Annotated in this window: 15 protein-coding genes; 7 read left to right on the top strand and 8 right to left on the bottom strand. The window is 43.4% G+C overall.

Annotation, left to right across the window (positions count from 1 at the left end; translation table 11 throughout):
- Positions 1-281 precede the first annotated feature (281 nt).
- The 4 genes from LC586_RS08255 to tftA form a co-directional block, all read right to left on the bottom strand.
- Positions 282-1,139 (bottom strand): DUF4394 domain-containing protein, encoded by an 858-nt coding sequence (locus LC586_RS08255; RefSeq protein ID WP_229484092.1) that lies wholly within the window; start codon positions 1,137-1,139, stop codon positions 282-284.
- Between the two features lie 634 nt (positions 1,140-1,773).
- Complete coding sequence (locus tag LC586_RS08250) at positions 1,774-3,303, bottom strand: YifB family Mg chelatase-like AAA ATPase (protein WP_229484091.1); 1,530 nt, start codon at positions 3,301-3,303, stop codon at positions 1,774-1,776.
- 371 nt (positions 3,304-3,674) lie between these two features.
- Positions 3,675-6,272 carry a BsuBI/PstI family type II restriction endonuclease gene (locus tag LC586_RS08245; protein ID WP_229484090.1) on the bottom strand — a complete coding sequence of 866 codons (2,598 nt, stop codon included), beginning with the start codon at positions 6,270-6,272 and terminating at the stop codon, positions 3,675-3,677.
- 326 nt (positions 6,273-6,598) lie between these two features.
- Positions 6,599-7,951 (bottom strand): hormogonium tapered terminus morphoprotein TftA, encoded by a 1,353-nt coding sequence (tftA, locus tag LC586_RS08240; protein WP_229484089.1) that lies wholly within the window; start codon positions 7,949-7,951, stop codon positions 6,599-6,601.
- 144 nt (positions 7,952-8,095) lie between these two features.
- On the opposite strand from tftA, the gene LC586_RS08235 reads away from it, so the two are divergent.
- The 4 genes from LC586_RS08235 (at position 8,096) to LC586_RS08220 (ending at position 10,895) form a co-directional block, all read left to right on the top strand.
- Complete coding sequence (locus LC586_RS08235) at positions 8,096-8,242, top strand: hypothetical protein (protein WP_229484088.1); 147 nt, start codon at positions 8,096-8,098, stop codon at positions 8,240-8,242.
- Between the two features lie 41 nt (positions 8,243-8,283).
- Complete coding sequence (gene dnaG / locus LC586_RS08230; RefSeq protein ID WP_229484087.1) at positions 8,284-10,284, top strand: DNA primase; 2,001 nt, start codon at positions 8,284-8,286, stop codon at positions 10,282-10,284.
- A 176-nt stretch (positions 10,285-10,460) separates the two neighbouring features.
- A complete protein-coding gene (locus LC586_RS08225) occupies positions 10,461-10,712 on the top strand; it encodes a hypothetical protein (protein ID WP_229484086.1) in 252 nt (83 codons plus the stop codon).
- Positions 10,713-10,724: 12 nt separating this feature from the next.
- Positions 10,725-10,895: a hypothetical protein gene (locus LC586_RS08220; RefSeq protein ID WP_229484085.1), complete on the top strand. Its 171-nt coding sequence runs from the start codon at positions 10,725-10,727 to the stop codon at positions 10,893-10,895.
- 229 nt (positions 10,896-11,124) lie between these two features.
- On the opposite strand, the gene LC586_RS08215 is transcribed toward LC586_RS08220, so the two are convergent.
- Together LC586_RS08215 and LC586_RS08210 are read right to left on the bottom strand one after the other, a co-directional pair.
- Positions 11,125-12,468, bottom strand: coding sequence for a DEAD/DEAH box helicase (locus LC586_RS08215; RefSeq protein WP_229484084.1), 1,344 nt, complete (start codon positions 12,466-12,468; stop codon positions 11,125-11,127).
- The gene (locus LC586_RS08210; protein ID WP_220450965.1) at positions 12,455-12,616 is read right to left on the bottom strand and encodes a hypothetical protein; all 162 of its coding nucleotides are present in this window, start codon (positions 12,614-12,616) and stop codon (positions 12,455-12,457) included. The genes LC586_RS08215 and LC586_RS08210 overlap by 14 nt, the downstream gene beginning before the upstream one ends.
- An 88-nt stretch (positions 12,617-12,704) precedes the next feature.
- On the opposite strand from LC586_RS08210, the gene infC reads away from it, so the two are divergent.
- Positions 12,705-13,193, top strand: a complete 489-nt coding sequence (infC, locus tag LC586_RS08205; protein ID WP_100899045.1) for a translation initiation factor IF-3 — start codon at positions 12,705-12,707, stop codon at positions 13,191-13,193.
- A 379-nt stretch (positions 13,194-13,572) separates the two neighbouring features.
- On the opposite strand, the gene LC586_RS08200 is transcribed toward infC, so the two are convergent.
- Complete coding sequence (locus LC586_RS08200; RefSeq protein ID WP_229484083.1) at positions 13,573-14,187, bottom strand: TetR/AcrR family transcriptional regulator; 615 nt, start codon at positions 14,185-14,187, stop codon at positions 13,573-13,575.
- Between the two features lie 259 nt (positions 14,188-14,446).
- On the opposite strand from LC586_RS08200, the gene LC586_RS08195 reads away from it, so the two are divergent.
- Positions 14,447-15,757: an HlyD family efflux transporter periplasmic adaptor subunit gene (locus tag LC586_RS08195; protein WP_229484082.1), complete on the top strand. Its 1,311-nt coding sequence runs from the start codon at positions 14,447-14,449 to the stop codon at positions 15,755-15,757.
- Here LC586_RS08195 and LC586_RS08190 read toward each other — a convergent pair.
- Positions 15,719-15,898, bottom strand: a complete 180-nt coding sequence (locus tag LC586_RS08190) for a hypothetical protein (protein WP_229484196.1) — start codon at positions 15,896-15,898, stop codon at positions 15,719-15,721. The genes LC586_RS08195 and LC586_RS08190 overlap by 39 nt on opposite strands.
- A gap of 7 nt (positions 15,899-15,905) precedes the next feature.
- Here LC586_RS08190 and devC point away from each other — a divergent pair, with 7 nt between their 5' ends.
- Positions 15,906-17,081: an ABC transporter permease DevC gene (gene devC / locus LC586_RS08185; protein ID WP_229484188.1), complete on the top strand. Its 1,176-nt coding sequence runs from the start codon at positions 15,906-15,908 to the stop codon at positions 17,079-17,081.
- The last annotated feature ends 2 nt before the right edge of the window (positions 17,082-17,083 follow it).

The raw sequence follows: 17,083 nt of genomic DNA, 5'->3' as shown, positions 1-17,083 counted from the left end.
CTTTGGCGGGGTGGGGTTCAAATTGTTTGATTTATGCAAGAGGTCTAATGTTTAGGCGAGGAGTAATTTCTAAATTTATTCTCTGGAAAAGAGCGAATCTTGTTTTAGCGTGGAAAACACAAATCACGAACTTTTCAAGCATAGTTCGTGATGTGTTTATGAGGAGTTCGTGAGAGTTTCTGAAGCGCCTACTCTGCTCTCGATTGGATATCTTAACAATCAAGAGCAGGGCATACGCGTTTACGCTTTTAACCAATAGATCAAGTCGAGCTTGGGGATGCCTACTTAGATGTAACGGCTAAACCAATGAAGTTACCTTTAGGTACATCGGCGATTTTAGTTGCAGTGCCAGTAGATAGGTTAATAGTGTAAAGAACTGAACCAGACAGTGCATAGGCAGTATTTTTGTGTTGTGCATCTGTAAAGATGTCGAACCCGCTTATCGGTGCAAAGTTAACACCAAGCTTGCCGATTGTTCTGAGAGTGCCATCATTGGGTGGGTTTTGCAGTACTAACACGTCAAGATCGTAATCAATGCCAAAAAGTTGAGTTGTCGTGGCTCCAGCAACCGAATTTGTGTAAGCGACACCGGTAATGTTGGGGTCAACTGTGGCGTTGACATCATCAGTAGCATACGCCAGGGTTGTATCGACGGTGACTGCACCAGTATCTACATTGGTACGAAAATTTTGGTCATTGCTACCTACTGTCCGTAAGCGGTCTGGTACGGGATTGAAGTCAAACCCTGACTGAAATCCTCCATTAAAGCTGCTAGATAGTTTGCTCACAAACGTAGCCTGACCAGTTCTAGAATTGATCGTGTATATGTTGTCAGTATCTGTGACACCATAAAGCAGACCGTTTGCTGGACGGAAGTCAATACCTTGTAAGTTGCCGTCAATTCCTTTGACTTGAATTGTGAAAGCAAATCCACTCGGATCTATATTTACAAGAGTATTATTTGAGGTTAAGCCAATGAATCTTAAAGGAGACCATTTGCCTGTAACAATGTTGATTTGAAGGATATCACCTATTTTGATGATCCCAACGTCAGCTAAAATTTTGTTAGCACTCAAGCCAAGACTTGCAGTGACTACAGTAACTACAAGGGCAATTTTACGTGTGATAAAACCTTTCATCCTACACTCCAAAATAATATCTTCTGGTTTTGATTCAGCAACGACTTATCCTTTACTAAAAGGATTAATGGTTAAAACTTACTGATGACTACAGATTACACCGAAATCATTTTTTACAGGTTAAGAAAAAATTAATTTTTTTAAAAATAGTACGCTGAACCTCTCAAGAATGAACTTCAAGAAAAGTTTATTTAATGCTTTATAGAAAATATCCTACTTTTCCTACTAAACCCACTTTTAAGTGTTGGCTTCAACACGATACTGTGGAAGTTCCAAAAGGGTGCATCCCAGTTTTTATTATTCGATGAAATAATAAAATTTAATACAGCAGATTGCAACAGGCGTGAGGTACAGATATCGTAGGGGCACAACATGTTGTGCCCCTACCCGTGTACTTCATTTACCTGAAATACCCTGTATGTCATTGCGATCGCGCTACCATCTTCTTTATTTTCCAGCAAAATATTGAATTTTAAATTTGCGGTCTGTGATTCTGATAAAGTATTGATTATCATAAAGTTTAGACTCTGACTGATTTATTAGAATCACAGCTTTAGCCTTACTGTTCTAGCTGCTGGGAACACGAACTATCTGCCTCAACCCTTAACAGACTTAAGCCATCATCACAAGATTCTTACTGCATTCTATCGATTGTGCGATACTGAATCGCTTCCGCTACATGATTGGTTTTTAACTCATCTTCTCCTGCTAAATCTGCAATAGTTCGTGCTACTTTGAGAATGCGATCGCTTGCTCTTGCCGATAAACCTAATTTTCTAATTGCTACTTCTAATAAATTGCGGCTAGGATCATCTAGCTTGCACCATTTCTGGAGATGACGACTTTGCATGTGAGCATTGCAACGCAGATTTGCCTCTCCTTGGAAGCGGGTAATTGCGCGATCGCTTGCTTGTTGCACTCGTTGTAGCACTGTTATTGATGCTTCTCCCGTAGGTTGTTGGGTAATTTCCTCTGGTTTCAACCGATTCACCGCAACTTGTAAATCAATTCGATCCATCAACGGCCCAGAAAGTTTTGCCCAATATTGCTCGCGTTGGCGGGGAGAACAAGTACATTGTTGGATGGTATCGCCATAGTAACCGCATGGACAGGGATTAGTACTCGCCACCAAAGTAAACTGCGCGGGAAACATTACTGATAGTTTGGTGCGGGAAATTGTCACATAGCCATCTTCCAAAGGTTGACGCAGAAATTCTAAAACATCTCGTTTAAATTCCGTGAGTTCATCAAGGAACAGCACACCCCTGTGAGATAATGAGATTTCCCCAGGACGAGGGAAGCTACCGCCACCTACAAGAGAAGGCCCGGATGCTGAGTGGTGGGGACTGCGAAAAGGGCGATCGCGTACCAACGAACCGCGATTTTTCAATAAACCAGCCACCGAATGGATGCGAGTCACTTCTAAAGATTCGGCAAAACTTAGCGGCGGTAAAATTCCTGGTAAGCGCCGTGCTAACATGGTTTTCCCACTACCAGGCGGCCCGACAAAAATTAAATTGTGTCCACCAGCAGCAGCAATTTCTAAAGCACGACGCGCATGAGCTTGTCCTTTCACATCATGCAAATCTGCGCCAGGGTAAGATACTGTTGCTATCTCCGTTGTATGATCAATTTGCACAGGTTTGTAACGTCCGGGATTATTTAAAAAATCCACCACATCAGACAGATGTTTGCAGCCGTAAACAGCCAAGTCTTGAACCACTGCTGCTTCTTGGGCATTATCAGCAGGGATAACTAAACCTGCAATTCCCATCTTTTGGGCTGCTGCTGCGATCGGTAAAACACCAGCCACCGGACGCAAACTGCCATCTAGAGAGACTTCGCCCAAGAATAGATAATCCCCCAACAAATCAGCGCTAACTTGCTCAGAAGCCGCCAAAATTCCCACACTAATAGGCAAATCAAAACAGGGGCCTTCTTTCCGTAAATCTGCCGGAGTTAAATTGATCACAATTTTTCGCATGGGAAAGGCGAAACCTGCATTCTTCAGCGTTGCTTTGACTCTTTCTCTTGATTCTTGAATCGCTGAATCTGGCAGTCCCAAGACAACAATTCCCGGTAATCCCCCTGACACATCGACTTCCACGCCGACTTTGACGGCATCGATGCCTACAATTGATGCACTCCAAACTCTGGCAAGCATTTATTATATAACAGTAAACCTTTCAAATCTCTAGCAGATGAGTCGCTACATTGGCATTAGTGAAACTACAGAGACGATTTTTTGAGCAAAATAGTTACACCAATTTTCAGGTAAATAAACCAGGCGGTAGCAAGCACAGCATGTGTACACCGTAGCCTTTTTAAAGAGGGTTGGGGGCAATACGGTTCAGTTAAGGCTAAAAAATAAAACTGGTGTAGGTTGGGTTGAGGAACGAAACCCAACATTATCAAGGCTTTGTTGGGTTGAACGAAGTGAAACCCAACCTACGATTCTTCTTAACTGAACCGTATTGGGGTTGGGGGTATCTTCCGGGGCAAAATATCACTAACACCAAGCATATTGCTTTATATTCAAGAAGTTTGCTTATTTTCGATTTGGTAAGCCTGCAATAGATATTCACCATTGAAATGAATCAGGTGAGTTGAATCATCAGCAACCCAAACATCTGTTTCCCAAGCAATCTCTGCCAGATATGCCACCATTGCCTTACGGCTGAGAAATGTTGTTACCATCACTAGAGGTATTTGGACATCTCTGAATAAGACTTCAAGTTCCTTTTTGCGTTTAGCATTAATTGGGCCATGTGAGGTTACAGCTTCAATCAACACCAACCAGTTATTTGTTGTAAAGTGAATAATCACATCTGGCATTTTGCCGTGGGAATCAATATTAACGCCCAAATCTGCCAACGCTGTTTCATCGAAGTGGGCGAACTTTTCATCTGTATCGCCAACATAGATAAGTTTTCCACTAGGAGTAAAACGAGGGGCAAAATCATTAATAATTTTTTCAATCAGAATATTCTGACCACCTGGCGATAAAGTTTTAATTTCTCCGTTAATTACTATGGAAATACGGGACATTTCGCGCTCTTGAGCATATTGCTTTTTCAAAGTTTCAACTGAAGCAAGGTAAGTAAAAATGCTCTTTTCCCATTCGTCAGTACCGTAGGTTCGTAATAGTTCGAGCGCACTTTCGTCGATTTGATATACAGTTTTGGGACTGTTGATAGGGAGGCTTAAATCATCTGGATTAGCAACTATCAAAGCTGCATCCAGAAATTGATGCACTGTCTGGCGGCGAACTGTTTCCCGTGTGTTGGGCTTATAGGTTTTGCCATAATGTTGAGCCATAAAGTTCATCATTGGTGTAATTCCCATCAAAGGAGAAGTTGCTAATTGCCAAGAGTCTGTCGGTTTTAAGTCAAGCAACGCCAAGAGAGTTAAAGCTGACCGTTCGTTAAGCTGTGCTCGTGGAAAACCCAATTGTGTCAATATTTGCAACGCTTCATCAATTCGAGACTTAGTTGCAATTGGATTATTCTCTGACAGATTCGACATACTCAGTAGCTTATTTTCGATAAGTTCATCAATTTCCCGCAAAGAAGGAAACTGCTTTTTAATCCCCGTCCCTAATGACAATAGCTGTGACAAATTAGGGTAATTTAATTTTCGCAAATCTGTTGCATTGACCTGAGTATGCCCATTGAACAACCGAAAAAAAGCATCAACTAGGGTTGAATTGAGATAAACAGCAAGCCCACGAGCCAAGGTAAGGCTAAGTCCACGCCCATCTTTATGAAAGTAATTCAAGTGATTTTCAAAGCCGACATAGGCATAATTAAATTGGTCGGCATCATAAACCACCGCAACAACACGCCTTTTCTCTTCTTTCGATGAAAATCTTTTGCATAAGACATAATGCTCATTTGGTATTAAAATATTCGCTGTTTTTTCTATATGAACTATTGCTTGGGGCTTTTTAGTTATTTTTGGGTACTCTACATATCCATTTGATAAATTCACCGGATAAATTAATGGAACAGTATTGTTTTCTGGATTTTTCATTAGATAATCTTTTACTCGGAAATCTACTACCCGTCCGGTTGAAACTGTTAGTCCTAAATCTTTCAACCTACAGCTTAAAAGTGCCATTTTTTGAACGATTTGCTGGCTAATCTTATCTGGAATAATGTGAATAAACTGCTCTAGATCATCAGGTTTAACTAATGCTGTATATGGTACAGAGTGTGACATGATCAAGTCATCATTAGCACCAGAACTGGTATTGATGATGACGCTGCTAGATTTTTGCCTTTGTTTTATAGCTTGGATGATGATAGTTTCCTGCAAAACCTCATCGTCACTAAATGCTTCTTGCCGCGACTCAAAAAGATGTACTTGCTCTAAAGCCATCATTTCTAAAAACATCTTGCGAAAGTCACGAAAATAGGGCCCATTACAAAAACTGCGCGGGGTAATCGCTACAAACTCCCCATTTGGTTTTAGAAGTTGCGCTGTAGCAGCCATAAAACCAGTATAAAGATTGCTAGTCTCCAAACCGATGGAACGCAGCAATTCACGCACCTTGGAATGAGCATTGATTTTCAAATAAGGCGGGTTGAGAATAGCATGAGTAAATTCTGTTGCGTAGTTTACCGCCGTAGGCATCGCACTATTCAATAAACCAAGCTTTTGCAGCCTGACTGCATCTTCAATAAAATCAGTCTCACGAATTTCATAATTGAAGGAAATACCCACATCTTCACATTCCTTCTCACACAACTCTAGAGTCTGATGCAAATATCGAATTAGAAAAGGGTCAATTTCGTATGCTACAACGCGCAAACTTGACGTGGGTTTTCGCTGTTCGCATACTTGTGCCACAAAAGCCGCTAGTAATGAACCGATTCCTGCTCCAGCATCAAGCAAGGATATTTCAGGCAAATCCAGGCTAAACATCCCAGCCATCAATTGGGCTACTGAAGCGGGAGTGAGAAACTGACCCATCGACCCTTTTTTATCTTGCCTTAGCTTTAAACTTGCTACAGCCCGACTAAGATCAACTTCTGCAAGCAAGTTTCCACTTGATAGTTTTGCGAGGCTGGTAAACTTTAAACTACTGTTATGACTTGCTACTAACGCTCTACTGCTTGATGGAACGATCACGGTCTGTCTTCTTAATTGCTATCAAGTTTACAACAACTTTACGGCATTTTTATGCCTGAAGCAGACCAGGTTTGCGAGCAATACGGTTAGGTTGAACATTTGTGTTACCCAAAAAACCCCGCAAAATGTTGGGTTTCGTTCCTCAACCCAACCTACACATTTTTATTTTTTGGACTTAACCGAACCGTATTGGGTTTGCGATCGCGTTGTGCAGAACCTCATATCATTTCGCTATGAGGATGCACTTAATATTTCTTAAACGAACCGCCAAGTACGCTAAGAAAGAGAGGGTTCAAGTAATTAGTGCAAGTTTATTTACTCAATACTCAAAGAAGTCCTGCTGATTCATATAATCGTTTGAGCATTGCTGAAATCTTCGTGCCATAATCTAAATCTGCTGACCACCGCCCTGATAGCTGATCAATTAATGGTGCAATCCCGCGTGTGACAAAGCGAAACCTTGGATCTACTACTTCCTGTACCAAAGGTTCTAAACTTGCGTAAGCTTTCAAATGTTGGATGTGTGCCCTCACTCCAATTCTGGCACTCGGAAAAGATGCAGCTTCCGAACCACCACCGATCGCACCTAAGCCTGCAAAGTTATTTTGCTCAGGTCTAATATCGCCACCAAACCGTAAAAATCCAGTTTCTACACACATTTGGCAAAAGGCAATATCATAGTTCACTCCCTCTATACCTGCTTCTTCCCGATAAAGTTTTGGGATGTCAGGAAAGCTTACTAAAGCATTTTCATTATTGTTTCTAAGAAATAATTGTAACTGTACTTCGGAAGTATTACCGTTCGACATCACCCGCGAAAATTGACCAGGGCAAACCACCAAATTCGATCGCAAGCTAACAGTACGCGTTGCAGCATCCCAACTTACTGCAATATTAAAATCTCGCAGTTCGATCGCTTTAACATAAACTACTTTGCGATAGGTAATCCGATTGACATTAGCCGTTTTTGAAAGGTCAATCTGCAAACGGTCTACTAAATCAATGGGAATGTAAGCATTACCATTAACTAAAACTCCTTGCTCTGAGTATTTTTGTCCATTAATATTAATATTAATTGGCGGATAATTTGCTTCGATCGGAGTTCCAGGAGTGGGGTCAATCACACGACTCCAAGTTACTAGTCCATCGACAATTCCCAAAGCAAAATCGCGGCGACGACTTTGCAGCAAAGCCCGATCCTCTGGATTGCTGAGAAACGCCACTTGCATCACTAAAGCTGGAAGCGTTGTCTGGCGACAGAATGCTAAACTACCTAAGCCACTATTTGTATCTGGCTTGACTCCCCGATTCGGCAATTGGGGTACGCGGCGCAACAACCCCACTAGCAATTGTTCAGCATTGGTCTTGCGATCGCTATTATTAGCAATGTAGAAAACGCTAGCTCCACGCACAGAAGGGCTATTAGCCGCATCCGATTCAATTTCTAGGGCGACATCACCCCGGCGGCCGCGGGAATTAATCCAGGTGATAGTTTGGGCGGCACTCAAGTCATCAGGGACTGCCAAAATTTCCACATTCCGCGCCCTCAGTTCCGTGACAATCAAATCCCGCAGCAGAATCATTTCTTTGGCTTCAGTTGTACCACCTGCGATCGCACCTGGATCAATTCCTCTGGCTTCTTTACCTCCGTGAGCCGCTGAAATAAAAATACGCCCCATTTTAAGTAATTCCTCTGATAAAATTAAATGTAAGCAATTATATAGATGCTTCTTGGTCTAGCAACAAGAATATAATAGCCATCAGAAGTCTAAAGTCATTTATCCTTTGTTATTTCTCCAAAGTTAATGTCCAGGGAGTGGGGAGTGGGGAGTGGGGAGTGGGGAGTGGGGAAGATGAGGGAGATGAGGGAGATGAGGAAGCAAGGCAGAAGAACTATTAATTATTGTCCAATGCCCAATGCCCAATGCCCAATGCCCCATGCCCAATGCCCAATACCCAATGACCAATGACCAATGACTAATGACCAATGACCAATGACTAATGACTAAATATGCAAATCCCCCGCTTGCACCCAGACACAATTGAGGAAGTTAAACTACGGGCTGATATTGTAGATGTCGTCTCGGAATACGTAGTTTTACGCAAACGCGGGAAAGATTTCGTCGGTTTGTGCCCCTTCCACGATGAAAAATCTCCCAGTTTCACTGTCAGCCAAACCAAGCAAATGTACTATTGCTTCGGCTGTCAAGCCGGAGGAAATGCCATTAAGTTTGTCATGGAGTTGGGAAAGCGTTCTTTTGCTGATGTGGTGCTGGATTTAGCACGGCGTTACCAAGTACCTGTACAAACACTCTTACCCGAACAACGCCAAGAATTACAGCGTCAGCTATCTTTGCGTGAGCAGTTATATGAAGTTCTGGCAACGTCCGCCCAGTTTTATCAACACGCGCTGAGACAATCACAAGGGCAAAAGGCACTTCAATATTTGCAATCTAACCGCCAACTCAAAGAAGAAACTATACAGCAATTTGGTTTAGGTTATGCCCCCGCAGGTTGGGAAACTCTCTATCGTTATTTAGTGGAAGATAAACATTACCCAGCGGAGATACTGGAAAAAGCGGGATTGATTAAGCCACGCAAGGAAGGAGGCGGTTATTATGATGTATTCCGCGATCGCTTGATGATTCCCATCCGTGATGTCCAAGGGCGCGTCATTGCCTTTGGTGGTAGAACCCTGACTGATGAACAACCTAAATATCTGAATTCACCAGAAACTGAACTTTTTAGTAAAGGTAAAACATTATTTGCCCTCGATCAAGCCAAAGGTGGGATTTCTCAACTTGATCAAGCAGTGGTGGTAGAGGGATATTTTGATGCGATCGCTCTCCACGCTGCTGGTATTAATAATGCCGTCGCCTCGCTCGGTACAGCCTTAAGCTTAGAACAAGTCCGGTTAATATTACGCTACACCGAATCGAAACAATTAGTACTCAACTTTGATGCTGATAAAGCCGGAACCAATGCAGCCGAAAGAGCGATCGGTGAAATTGCCGAATTAGCATACAAAGGCGAAGTTCAGCTAAAGGTTCTCAATTTACCCGATGGTAAAGATGCTGATGAATACTTGCACAAGCGTTCCCCAGAAGATTATGGAGAACTACTAAAAAATGCGCCACTTTGGTTAGACTGGCAAATTCAGCAAATTATTCAAGACCGTGATTTGAGACAGGCTACTGATTTTCAGCAAGTAACTCAGCAAATAGTCAAATTACTTAAAAATATAGCTAACAGCGATACACGCAACTATTACGTTTCCTACTGTGCAGAAATACTCAGCTTAGGAGATACCAGACTTATACCCCTACGAGTCGAAAATCTGCTAACTCAAATTGCTCCCCCTCCGGCTACATACTCTAAACCTGTATCAGTCAGAAAAGCATGGGGGGGTAGCAAATCCCCACTCCCTAGTACAGACGCGATTAATCCCGTCTCTCCCAACTCCGTACAGACGCGATTAATCGCGTCTCTCCCCACAGAACGCAGTCTTTTAGAACACGCAGAAGCCCTATTATTGCGAATTTACTTGCATTGTCCTGAACAGCGTCAAGCGATTATTGACGAACTAGAGGAGCGAGATTTGCAATTTAGCCTTTCCCACCACCGATTTTTATGGCAACAGATTTTAGAAATTTCATCAGTTGATGGAGAGACGATAAATTTGGCGTCTCAATCAGATTTAATTTCCCGCCTGCAAGACCAGTTCTTAGAATTTGGTAGTGAGATGGGGTTAATTTCTCATTTATTTCATGTGGATGAAAAAAACCAGAAAGAAATACTTCGGACTCCGCAAGTGGTTCAAGCTGCGATCGCTTGCATGGATTTAGTGATGCTTGAAAAACGCTATCGCCACTTTTTGGAACTATGGCAACAAACCGATCCAGAAGCTGAACCAGAGCGGTATCAATCTTATTATCAGGCTTTCTACGCTGAAAAAATTAAGCTTCAGAAAATAGACCGACAACGGTTATTTTCGATTACAGAGTTGTTATAGCCTCGCACTTACACTCAACCTAATTCTTGATTAGAAATGACTTTTCACGTTATGTAGAAAAGAAGAGAGCGAAACCTAACCCCCTAGTCCAATACTGCGTAGGTTTTGAAGATTTGTAGCGACTGTTTTAAAAGCCAAGTGACGCCGAATAGCCCGTCGTAGACATCACTTTGTTTGTGGAGATTTATGAAAGCGATGCCGAACGCGAGTGCGTCTCCAAGAGTTGGCGGGCTATGACGCTCGATAGCGTAGCGTTAGCGACGCAGGAGCGTCTGACTCGCTACCGCAACGCTTACGGCGTCGCACCTGTGTACTTGATCGCGGTGCGACAAAGTTTGAAGTACTCCAACACGACTTCGGAGTACCTCAACACGACTTTGAAGTACCTCAAAACGACTTTGAAGTACCTCAAAACGACTTTGAAGTAGCTCAAAACGACTTTGAAGTACCTCAAAACGACTTTGAAGTACCTCAACACGACTTTTAAGTACCTCAACACGACTTTGAAGTACCTCAACACGACTTTTAAGTACCTCAACACGACTTTTAAGTACTTCAACACGACTTTTAAGTACCTCAACACGACTTCGAGGTATCTGTTGCTTATATAGCAGTCCTAAATCATTCGTGAGAATTTGAGATCGTTTTAACCCCCCTGTAGTTCCCCCCGATGAAGAAGGGGGACGGTCTACTACTATTTCTAAGATACAAGGTTGGGTTGAGGAACGTAGACCCAAAGGGGCTTCCCGCAGGGTAACCCAACATTTTCGGGCATTTGTTGGGTTTCACTTCGTACCCCTACATGGAAGTGAGGTTTTCCAGTTGAACAGCTAAAGAAGATTAGCGATCGCGTTTAGCAGAACGGCGCGATGCCGACGAACGAGCACCAGGCTTATCGCCATTCGTAGCCGGTGGCGCTGCCTTACGTTTAGCCGATGTCTGTGGTAAAGGTTTAGGAGTACGAGCCGGACGCTTATCATGTTCAGGTTTGGCTCTGTGTTGCCGTCCATTTGGGATTGGTTCGGGATTGATATCGGGGTTGAGCGCAAAACCCGCCACTACTTCCCTTGGCAAGCGCTGCTCAATCAGTTTTTCGATATCTTTCAATAGAGGGTATTCATCGACGGACACCAGCGATACGGCTTCACCTGACGCGCCAGCGCGGCCAGTACGCCCAATGCGATGAACATAATCCTCTGGTACATTGGGTAGATCAAAGTTAACTACATGAGGCAGTTCGCTGATATCAAGACCCCTAGCAGCAATATCTGTAGCCACCAATACCTGTAAGCTGCCATTTTTGAACTTTGCCAGAGCATTGGTACGCACCGGCTGGCTCTTATTCCCGTGGATTGCCAGTGCTTGAATGCGGTCTTCGCCCAACTGCTTAACCAAACGATCAGCGCCATACTTAGTGCGGGTGAACACTAGCACTTGATACCAATTATCTCGACGAATCAGGTGAGCAAGTAATTGGCGTTTCTTGTCACGGTCTACCTGATAAATTTTCTGTGCGATCGTCTCGGCGGTAACGTTGCGGCGTGCTACCTCAATCATCGTCGGGTTATTAAGCAGACCGGCGGCGAGTGTCTTAATTTTATCCGAGAAAGTAGCGAAGAATAGCAAATTTTGTCGCTGTTTGGGCAAGAGTGAGAGGATGCGGCGGATATCATGAATAAAGCCCATGTCCAGCATCCGATCTGCTTCATCTAGCACCAAAACCTCAATATGCGATAGGTTCAGCGTGCCCTGCTGTACATGGTCTAACAGTCGCCCTGGAGTAGCGACTAGAATATCTACTCGGTTCTTCAAACGCTGTTTTTGCAGATTAATACCGACTCCGCCGAACATCACCATTGAGTTTAGCTGCAAGTACTTGCCGTACTCGCGCACGCTTTCTTCTACCTGTGCGGCAAGTTCACGAGTGGGGGTAAGAATCAGCGCCCGGATCGGCGGGTATCCCTTATATGTACCTTTGATGCTCTTGTCAGACGACAACCGATGCAGAAGCGGTAGGGTAAAACTAGCGGTCTTTCCAGTACCAGTTTGTGCCCCAGCTAGCAAATCGCTACCCGACAAGACGGCAGGAATCGCCTGCATCTGAATTGGCGTGGGTTCAGTGTACCCGCGTTCGGTAACCGCACGGATAATTTCATTGGACAAGCCGAGATTAGAAAAAGACATAAAACTCCAAAAATAACATCGGCCTGTCGCCAATGGCGGCGTCAGTCTTAGGCGGACGGATAAAAAAGCGTTGAAAGGCTGATGGGCAATAGCGCAAAGACTGAAGAGCGAGTGCCGCAATTCCACATTTTAACAGATTGTAGTCCATTGTGTCGTTAAAGTTGCTCTAATTCAGCGTTGTGTTAAATTAGCATTACTTGGAATGTAAAATGTTGAACAATTAGGAGAAATTCGTTATCGCAATCCAAAAGCAACTGATTAATTCACAAATCAAGTCACCTAGCGTCTTCTTGATTGACCATGAGAATAACAATCGTGGTCTGATCGACACCAATGAGGCGCTACAGCTAGCCGAGAGTTTAGAGCTTGACTTAGTTGTAGTCTCCCAAGGTAAAGAGGCTCCAATCGCCAAGATTCTCAACTATGGCAAGCTTCAGTATCAAAAGAAAAAACGTCAGAGCCAGAGTGCTAGACCCACGGTAAAGGAAGTTCGATTTGGCCTAAACGTGGGCGTGGCTGATTACAATTTACGCATCCAACAAGCAGGTGAATGGTTGAGTAAAGGCGATTCAGTCAAGTTTGCCATCCGTTTACGAGGCCGAGAACATCAATATCGTGACAAAGCGGGAGAACTGCTAGACCGAATTGCAAATGATCTCAGTCAAGTAGGTAAAATCCAATCGCTGGATAAACGCGCACTAGTTGTTCAAGTGATTCCTGCCTAGTTAATCTTGCGATCGCTAGAGGATATATTGGTGAGAGCTTGTTAGGAACAAAAAAAGCTGGAGGCAACACTGTAGCTTCTATGGAAAAAACATTGAGATTCTCCCCACTGAAGACAGCAAGGGGATTTTTTCGCTGTGCATCCACTCCCGCTTGCACAGAGCTACACTGGAGATGAGGATGGAACCTTAAACCAGTGGGGGATGTCATAACCCCAAGTACTGGGACATCAAAACATCTCAGATCCTTTGTACGAATATTGATTTCTGCAAGCCGCACTGACATTTAAAAGTGCGGCTTTTGGATTTATCTAATGCGCTTTACGTATAAAAGAGGCATTGGGGGATTGAAAATTCTCTTCATTTTATCGATTGTTAAGCATCAATCAGTGCATTTAGTGATTAGGTGTGTCAAGGCATCAATCAGGCGATCGCTTTCCATTGGTACAATGTCCTGTCCATGCATCACATTTTGAGTAATATGAAAATGCACCAATGCTCCTAAGAGAATTCTCGCTGTTGCCTCTGGGTCAGGTATGTTTAATTCAGGAGCCGCTAAGTAGTGAGTGAGAGTTTCCGCTACTGGCTTAATCATCGCCTGAACACAAATTTGAGCTAACTCAGGAAAACGCCCAGATTCTCCGATTAGTACTCGCATAAATGCACTATGTTCTTTGTCGTTAAGCATCTGCTCTAATGCTTTGGTTGCTACCTGGTGCAGTATGGCGGCTGGTTCTCCCTCAATAGGTTCTGTGCCAAAAATAGAGATGTTCTTTTTGCTTGCCAGTTGCTCTAACAGTACTTTAAAAAGTCCTTCTTTATCTTGAAAGTGGCTGTAGACTGTCGCTTTAGAAACACCTGCTGCTACTGCTACCCGATCCATACTTGTGCCAGCATAACCATGTTGAAGGAATTCTTGCATTGCCCCTTGCAGAATTTGCTCCACTTTATCAACGGAATTGTCTCGATCAACTTCGTCAGCTTTGATGCGTACCATTTATTAATCATCCTTTCTTATAAACAATATTAATAGATGCTGCAAAATGCCCCAGTACAAAATGGCGAAAATAAATATACCCTTCGTTGAAGGAGGCAGTTCTTGCTGGAGGCAGGAATAGCATTTCGCTGCATAATGCCTTTGCAAATTAATTGACAAGTTTAGTTGTATCATATTGACTAAACTAGTCCGTTTAGTTTAGCATTAATTGAACTGGACAGTTTAGTACAAGTTGCTACTGGTGGTAAGGGAAAATAGTATGGAGCAAAACAGGAATTCAGAGGGTTTAAGGTCTTCTCAGAATCTTGTGCGATCGCCTGTTATACTTGCAATAATTACATCTCTAGCAATAGGCGGAATCAGTGTTTATGCTGTGATGAAGTTTCAGGCTACAGCTAATGAAAAACAAAAAACACCAGTAGCAGTTCAGCCTGTGGTAAAAACGGTAACAGCATTAGGGCGGTTGGAACCAAAGGGAGAGGTAATAAAACTGTCAGCGCCTTCTTCAAGTGGTGAAGGAAATCGGGTAGAACAACTATTGGTAAAAGAAAGCGATCGCGTTAAAGCTGGGCAGGTAATTGCGATTATGGACAACCGCGATCGCCTACAAGCTAGTTTGGCTGAAGCACAAAAACAAGTTCAAGTTGCCAAATCTCGCCTTAACCAGGTAAAAGCTGGAGCCAAACAGGGAGAAATTGGAGCGCGTCAAGCTACCGTGAATCGTTTGCAAGTAGAACTAGAAGGAAACATTAAAACTCAGCAAGCCACAATTAATCGTATAGAAGCAGAACTCCTTGGGCAACAACGGAGCTTGCAAGCAACGGTGGCTCGCGTAGCAGCCGAGAGACGTAATGCCGAAGCTGACGTGCAGCGCTATGAGACTTTATATAAAGCAGGAGCAATTTCCAGCCAAGAAGTTGATAACAGACGCTTAAACGCCGAAACTTCCACTCAAGCGTTAATTGAAAGCCAAGCCACCCAGACAAGAACTGTCGCAACCCTACAACAGCAACTTAACGAAGCAAAAGCCAACCAGGATCAAACCCTCGCCAGCTTGCAACAGCAGATTAACGAAGCAAAAGCTAACTTGAATCAAACTGCTGAAGTCCGTCCAACAGATATAGCAAACGCACAAGCAGAGGTAGACAGCGCTCAAGCCACGGCGGATAAAATTAGAGTACAACTGGCGCAGGCATACGTTGTAGCTCCTAAAGCCGGTCGAATTTTGGAGATTAATACACGAGCCGGAGAAACTGTTGGCAATGAAGGAATTGTGGCTGTAGGTCAAACCGACCAGATGTATGCAGTAGTAGAAGTCTACCAAAGTGATATCAAGAAAGTGCGTCCCGGACAGGAGGTGCGGGTAAGTAGTGATTCCCTACGCAATGAATTAGAGGGAAGAGTGGATTGGATTGGTATGCAGGTAAAGCGGCAAAATCTGATCAACACTGATCCCTCTAGCAATATTGATGCCAGAGTAGTGGAAGTCCATGTGCAACTGAATAAACTATCTAGCCAAAATGCTTCTAGCTTAACTAATTTGCAAGTCAAGGCAGTAATTGAACTTTAAAGGGAATTGAGCATTGGAAATTGGGCATTGGGCATGGGGCATGGGGCATTGGGCATTCTTCTTGTCCCCCTCATCTCCCTTGTCCCCCTCATCTCCCCCTGCTCCCCCTGCTCCCCCATCTCCCCACTCCCCACTCCCCACTTCCACTATTATGAAATTAATCGAACAAGTGCGGCGACGAACGCCTTTAGGATGGTTGCAACTGAGTCATGAAAAAGGCCGTCTTTTGGTAGCATTGTCAGGCATTGCCTTTGCCGATGTTCTGATGTTCATGCAGCTAGGGTTTCAGAATGCCCTGTTTGAAAGTAACACAATCCTACATCGCAGTATGCAGGCTGATATGTTTGTCATCAGTCCCCAAGCACGTAACCTAGCAAATATGTCTAGCTTTACGCGGCGACGGCTGTATCAAACAATGGATATACTAGGTGTAAAGTCAGCAGAAGGAATGTATATCAACATTGTTGATTGGAAAAATCCCCAAACACATCAGAAGACGACAATATTAGTTATGGGGTTCAATCCCGATCAGCAAGTGTTTAACTTAGCGGATGTGAATCGCCAGATAGATGCTGTTAAGCTACCAGATACCGTTTTGTTTGATCGCGCCTCTAGAGGAGATTATAATGATGCGATCGCTAAAATTGAACAAGGTAAAACTGTCACAACGGAAATAGAACGCCGGACAATTACCATTAGCGGCTTATTCTCTGTCGGGGCTTCCTTCATAGCCGATGGTACTTTAATCACCAACGACCAGAACTTTCTGCGACTATTTCCCAGACGAGAAGCTAGCGGTGTCAGTCTAGGTTTAGTGCAACTACAACCAGGCTACGACCCAAAGCAAATGAAAACAACTTTAGAAGCTTATTTGGATGATGATGTTAAAGTTTTAACTAAAGCAGAATTTATCGAATTTGAAATAAATTACTGGAAAACAAATACGGCTATCGGGTTTATCTTCAGCCTGGGTGTAGCAATGGGGTTTATGGTGGGCGTGATTATCGTCTATCAAGTTCTTTCTACAGATGTGAATTCTCATATAAAAGAATACGCCACTTTCAAAGCAATGGGGTATAACAATCTCTACTTATTAGGTGTGGTGTTTGAAGAGGCGATAATTTTGGCAGTTTTAGGTTTTATTCCAGGAGCGATCGCACCTTTAGGACTTTATCATTTAACTCGTAATGCTACCAATTTACCACTTTATATGACCGTAGGCCGGGCCTTAACGGTATTAACTCTAACTATGATTATGTGTGTAATTTCTGGTGCGATCGCCACCCGGAAATTACAGTCAGCTGATCCGGCAGATATGTTTTGAAA

This window comes from Nostoc favosum CHAB5714 (assembly GCF_020829495.1).
Lineage (GTDB): Bacteria > Cyanobacteriota > Cyanobacteriia > Cyanobacteriales > Nostocaceae > Nostoc > Nostoc favosum.
This window is presented reverse-complemented; position numbering and strand designations above follow the sequence as displayed.

Bases quoted from the DNA above. Each gene is read 5' to 3' on its own strand.
- tftA (WP_229484089.1), bottom strand. From the start codon at position 7,951: ATGGGGCGTATTTTTATTTCAGCGGCTCACGGAGGTAAAGAAGCCAGA.
- LC586_RS08215 (WP_229484084.1), bottom strand. From the start codon at position 12,468: ATGTCTTTTTCTAATCTCGGCTTGTCCAATGAAATTATCCGTGCGGTT.
- dnaG (WP_229484087.1), top strand. From the start codon at position 8,284: ATGCAAATCCCCCGCTTGCACCCAGACACAATTGAGGAAGTTAAACTA.
- LC586_RS08200 (WP_229484083.1), bottom strand. From the start codon at position 14,187: ATGGTACGCATCAAAGCTGACGAAGTTGATCGAGACAATTCCGTTGAT.
- LC586_RS08255 (WP_229484092.1), bottom strand. From the start codon at position 1,139: ATGAAAGGTTTTATCACACGTAAAATTGCCCTTGTAGTTACTGTAGTC.
- LC586_RS08250 (WP_229484091.1), bottom strand. From the start codon at position 3,303: ATGCTTGCCAGAGTTTGGAGTGCATCAATTGTAGGCATCGATGCCGTC.
- LC586_RS08210 (WP_220450965.1), bottom strand. From the start codon at position 12,616: ATGGACTACAATCTGTTAAAATGTGGAATTGCGGCACTCGCTCTTCAG.
- LC586_RS08195 (WP_229484082.1), top strand. From the start codon at position 14,447: ATGGAGCAAAACAGGAATTCAGAGGGTTTAAGGTCTTCTCAGAATCTT.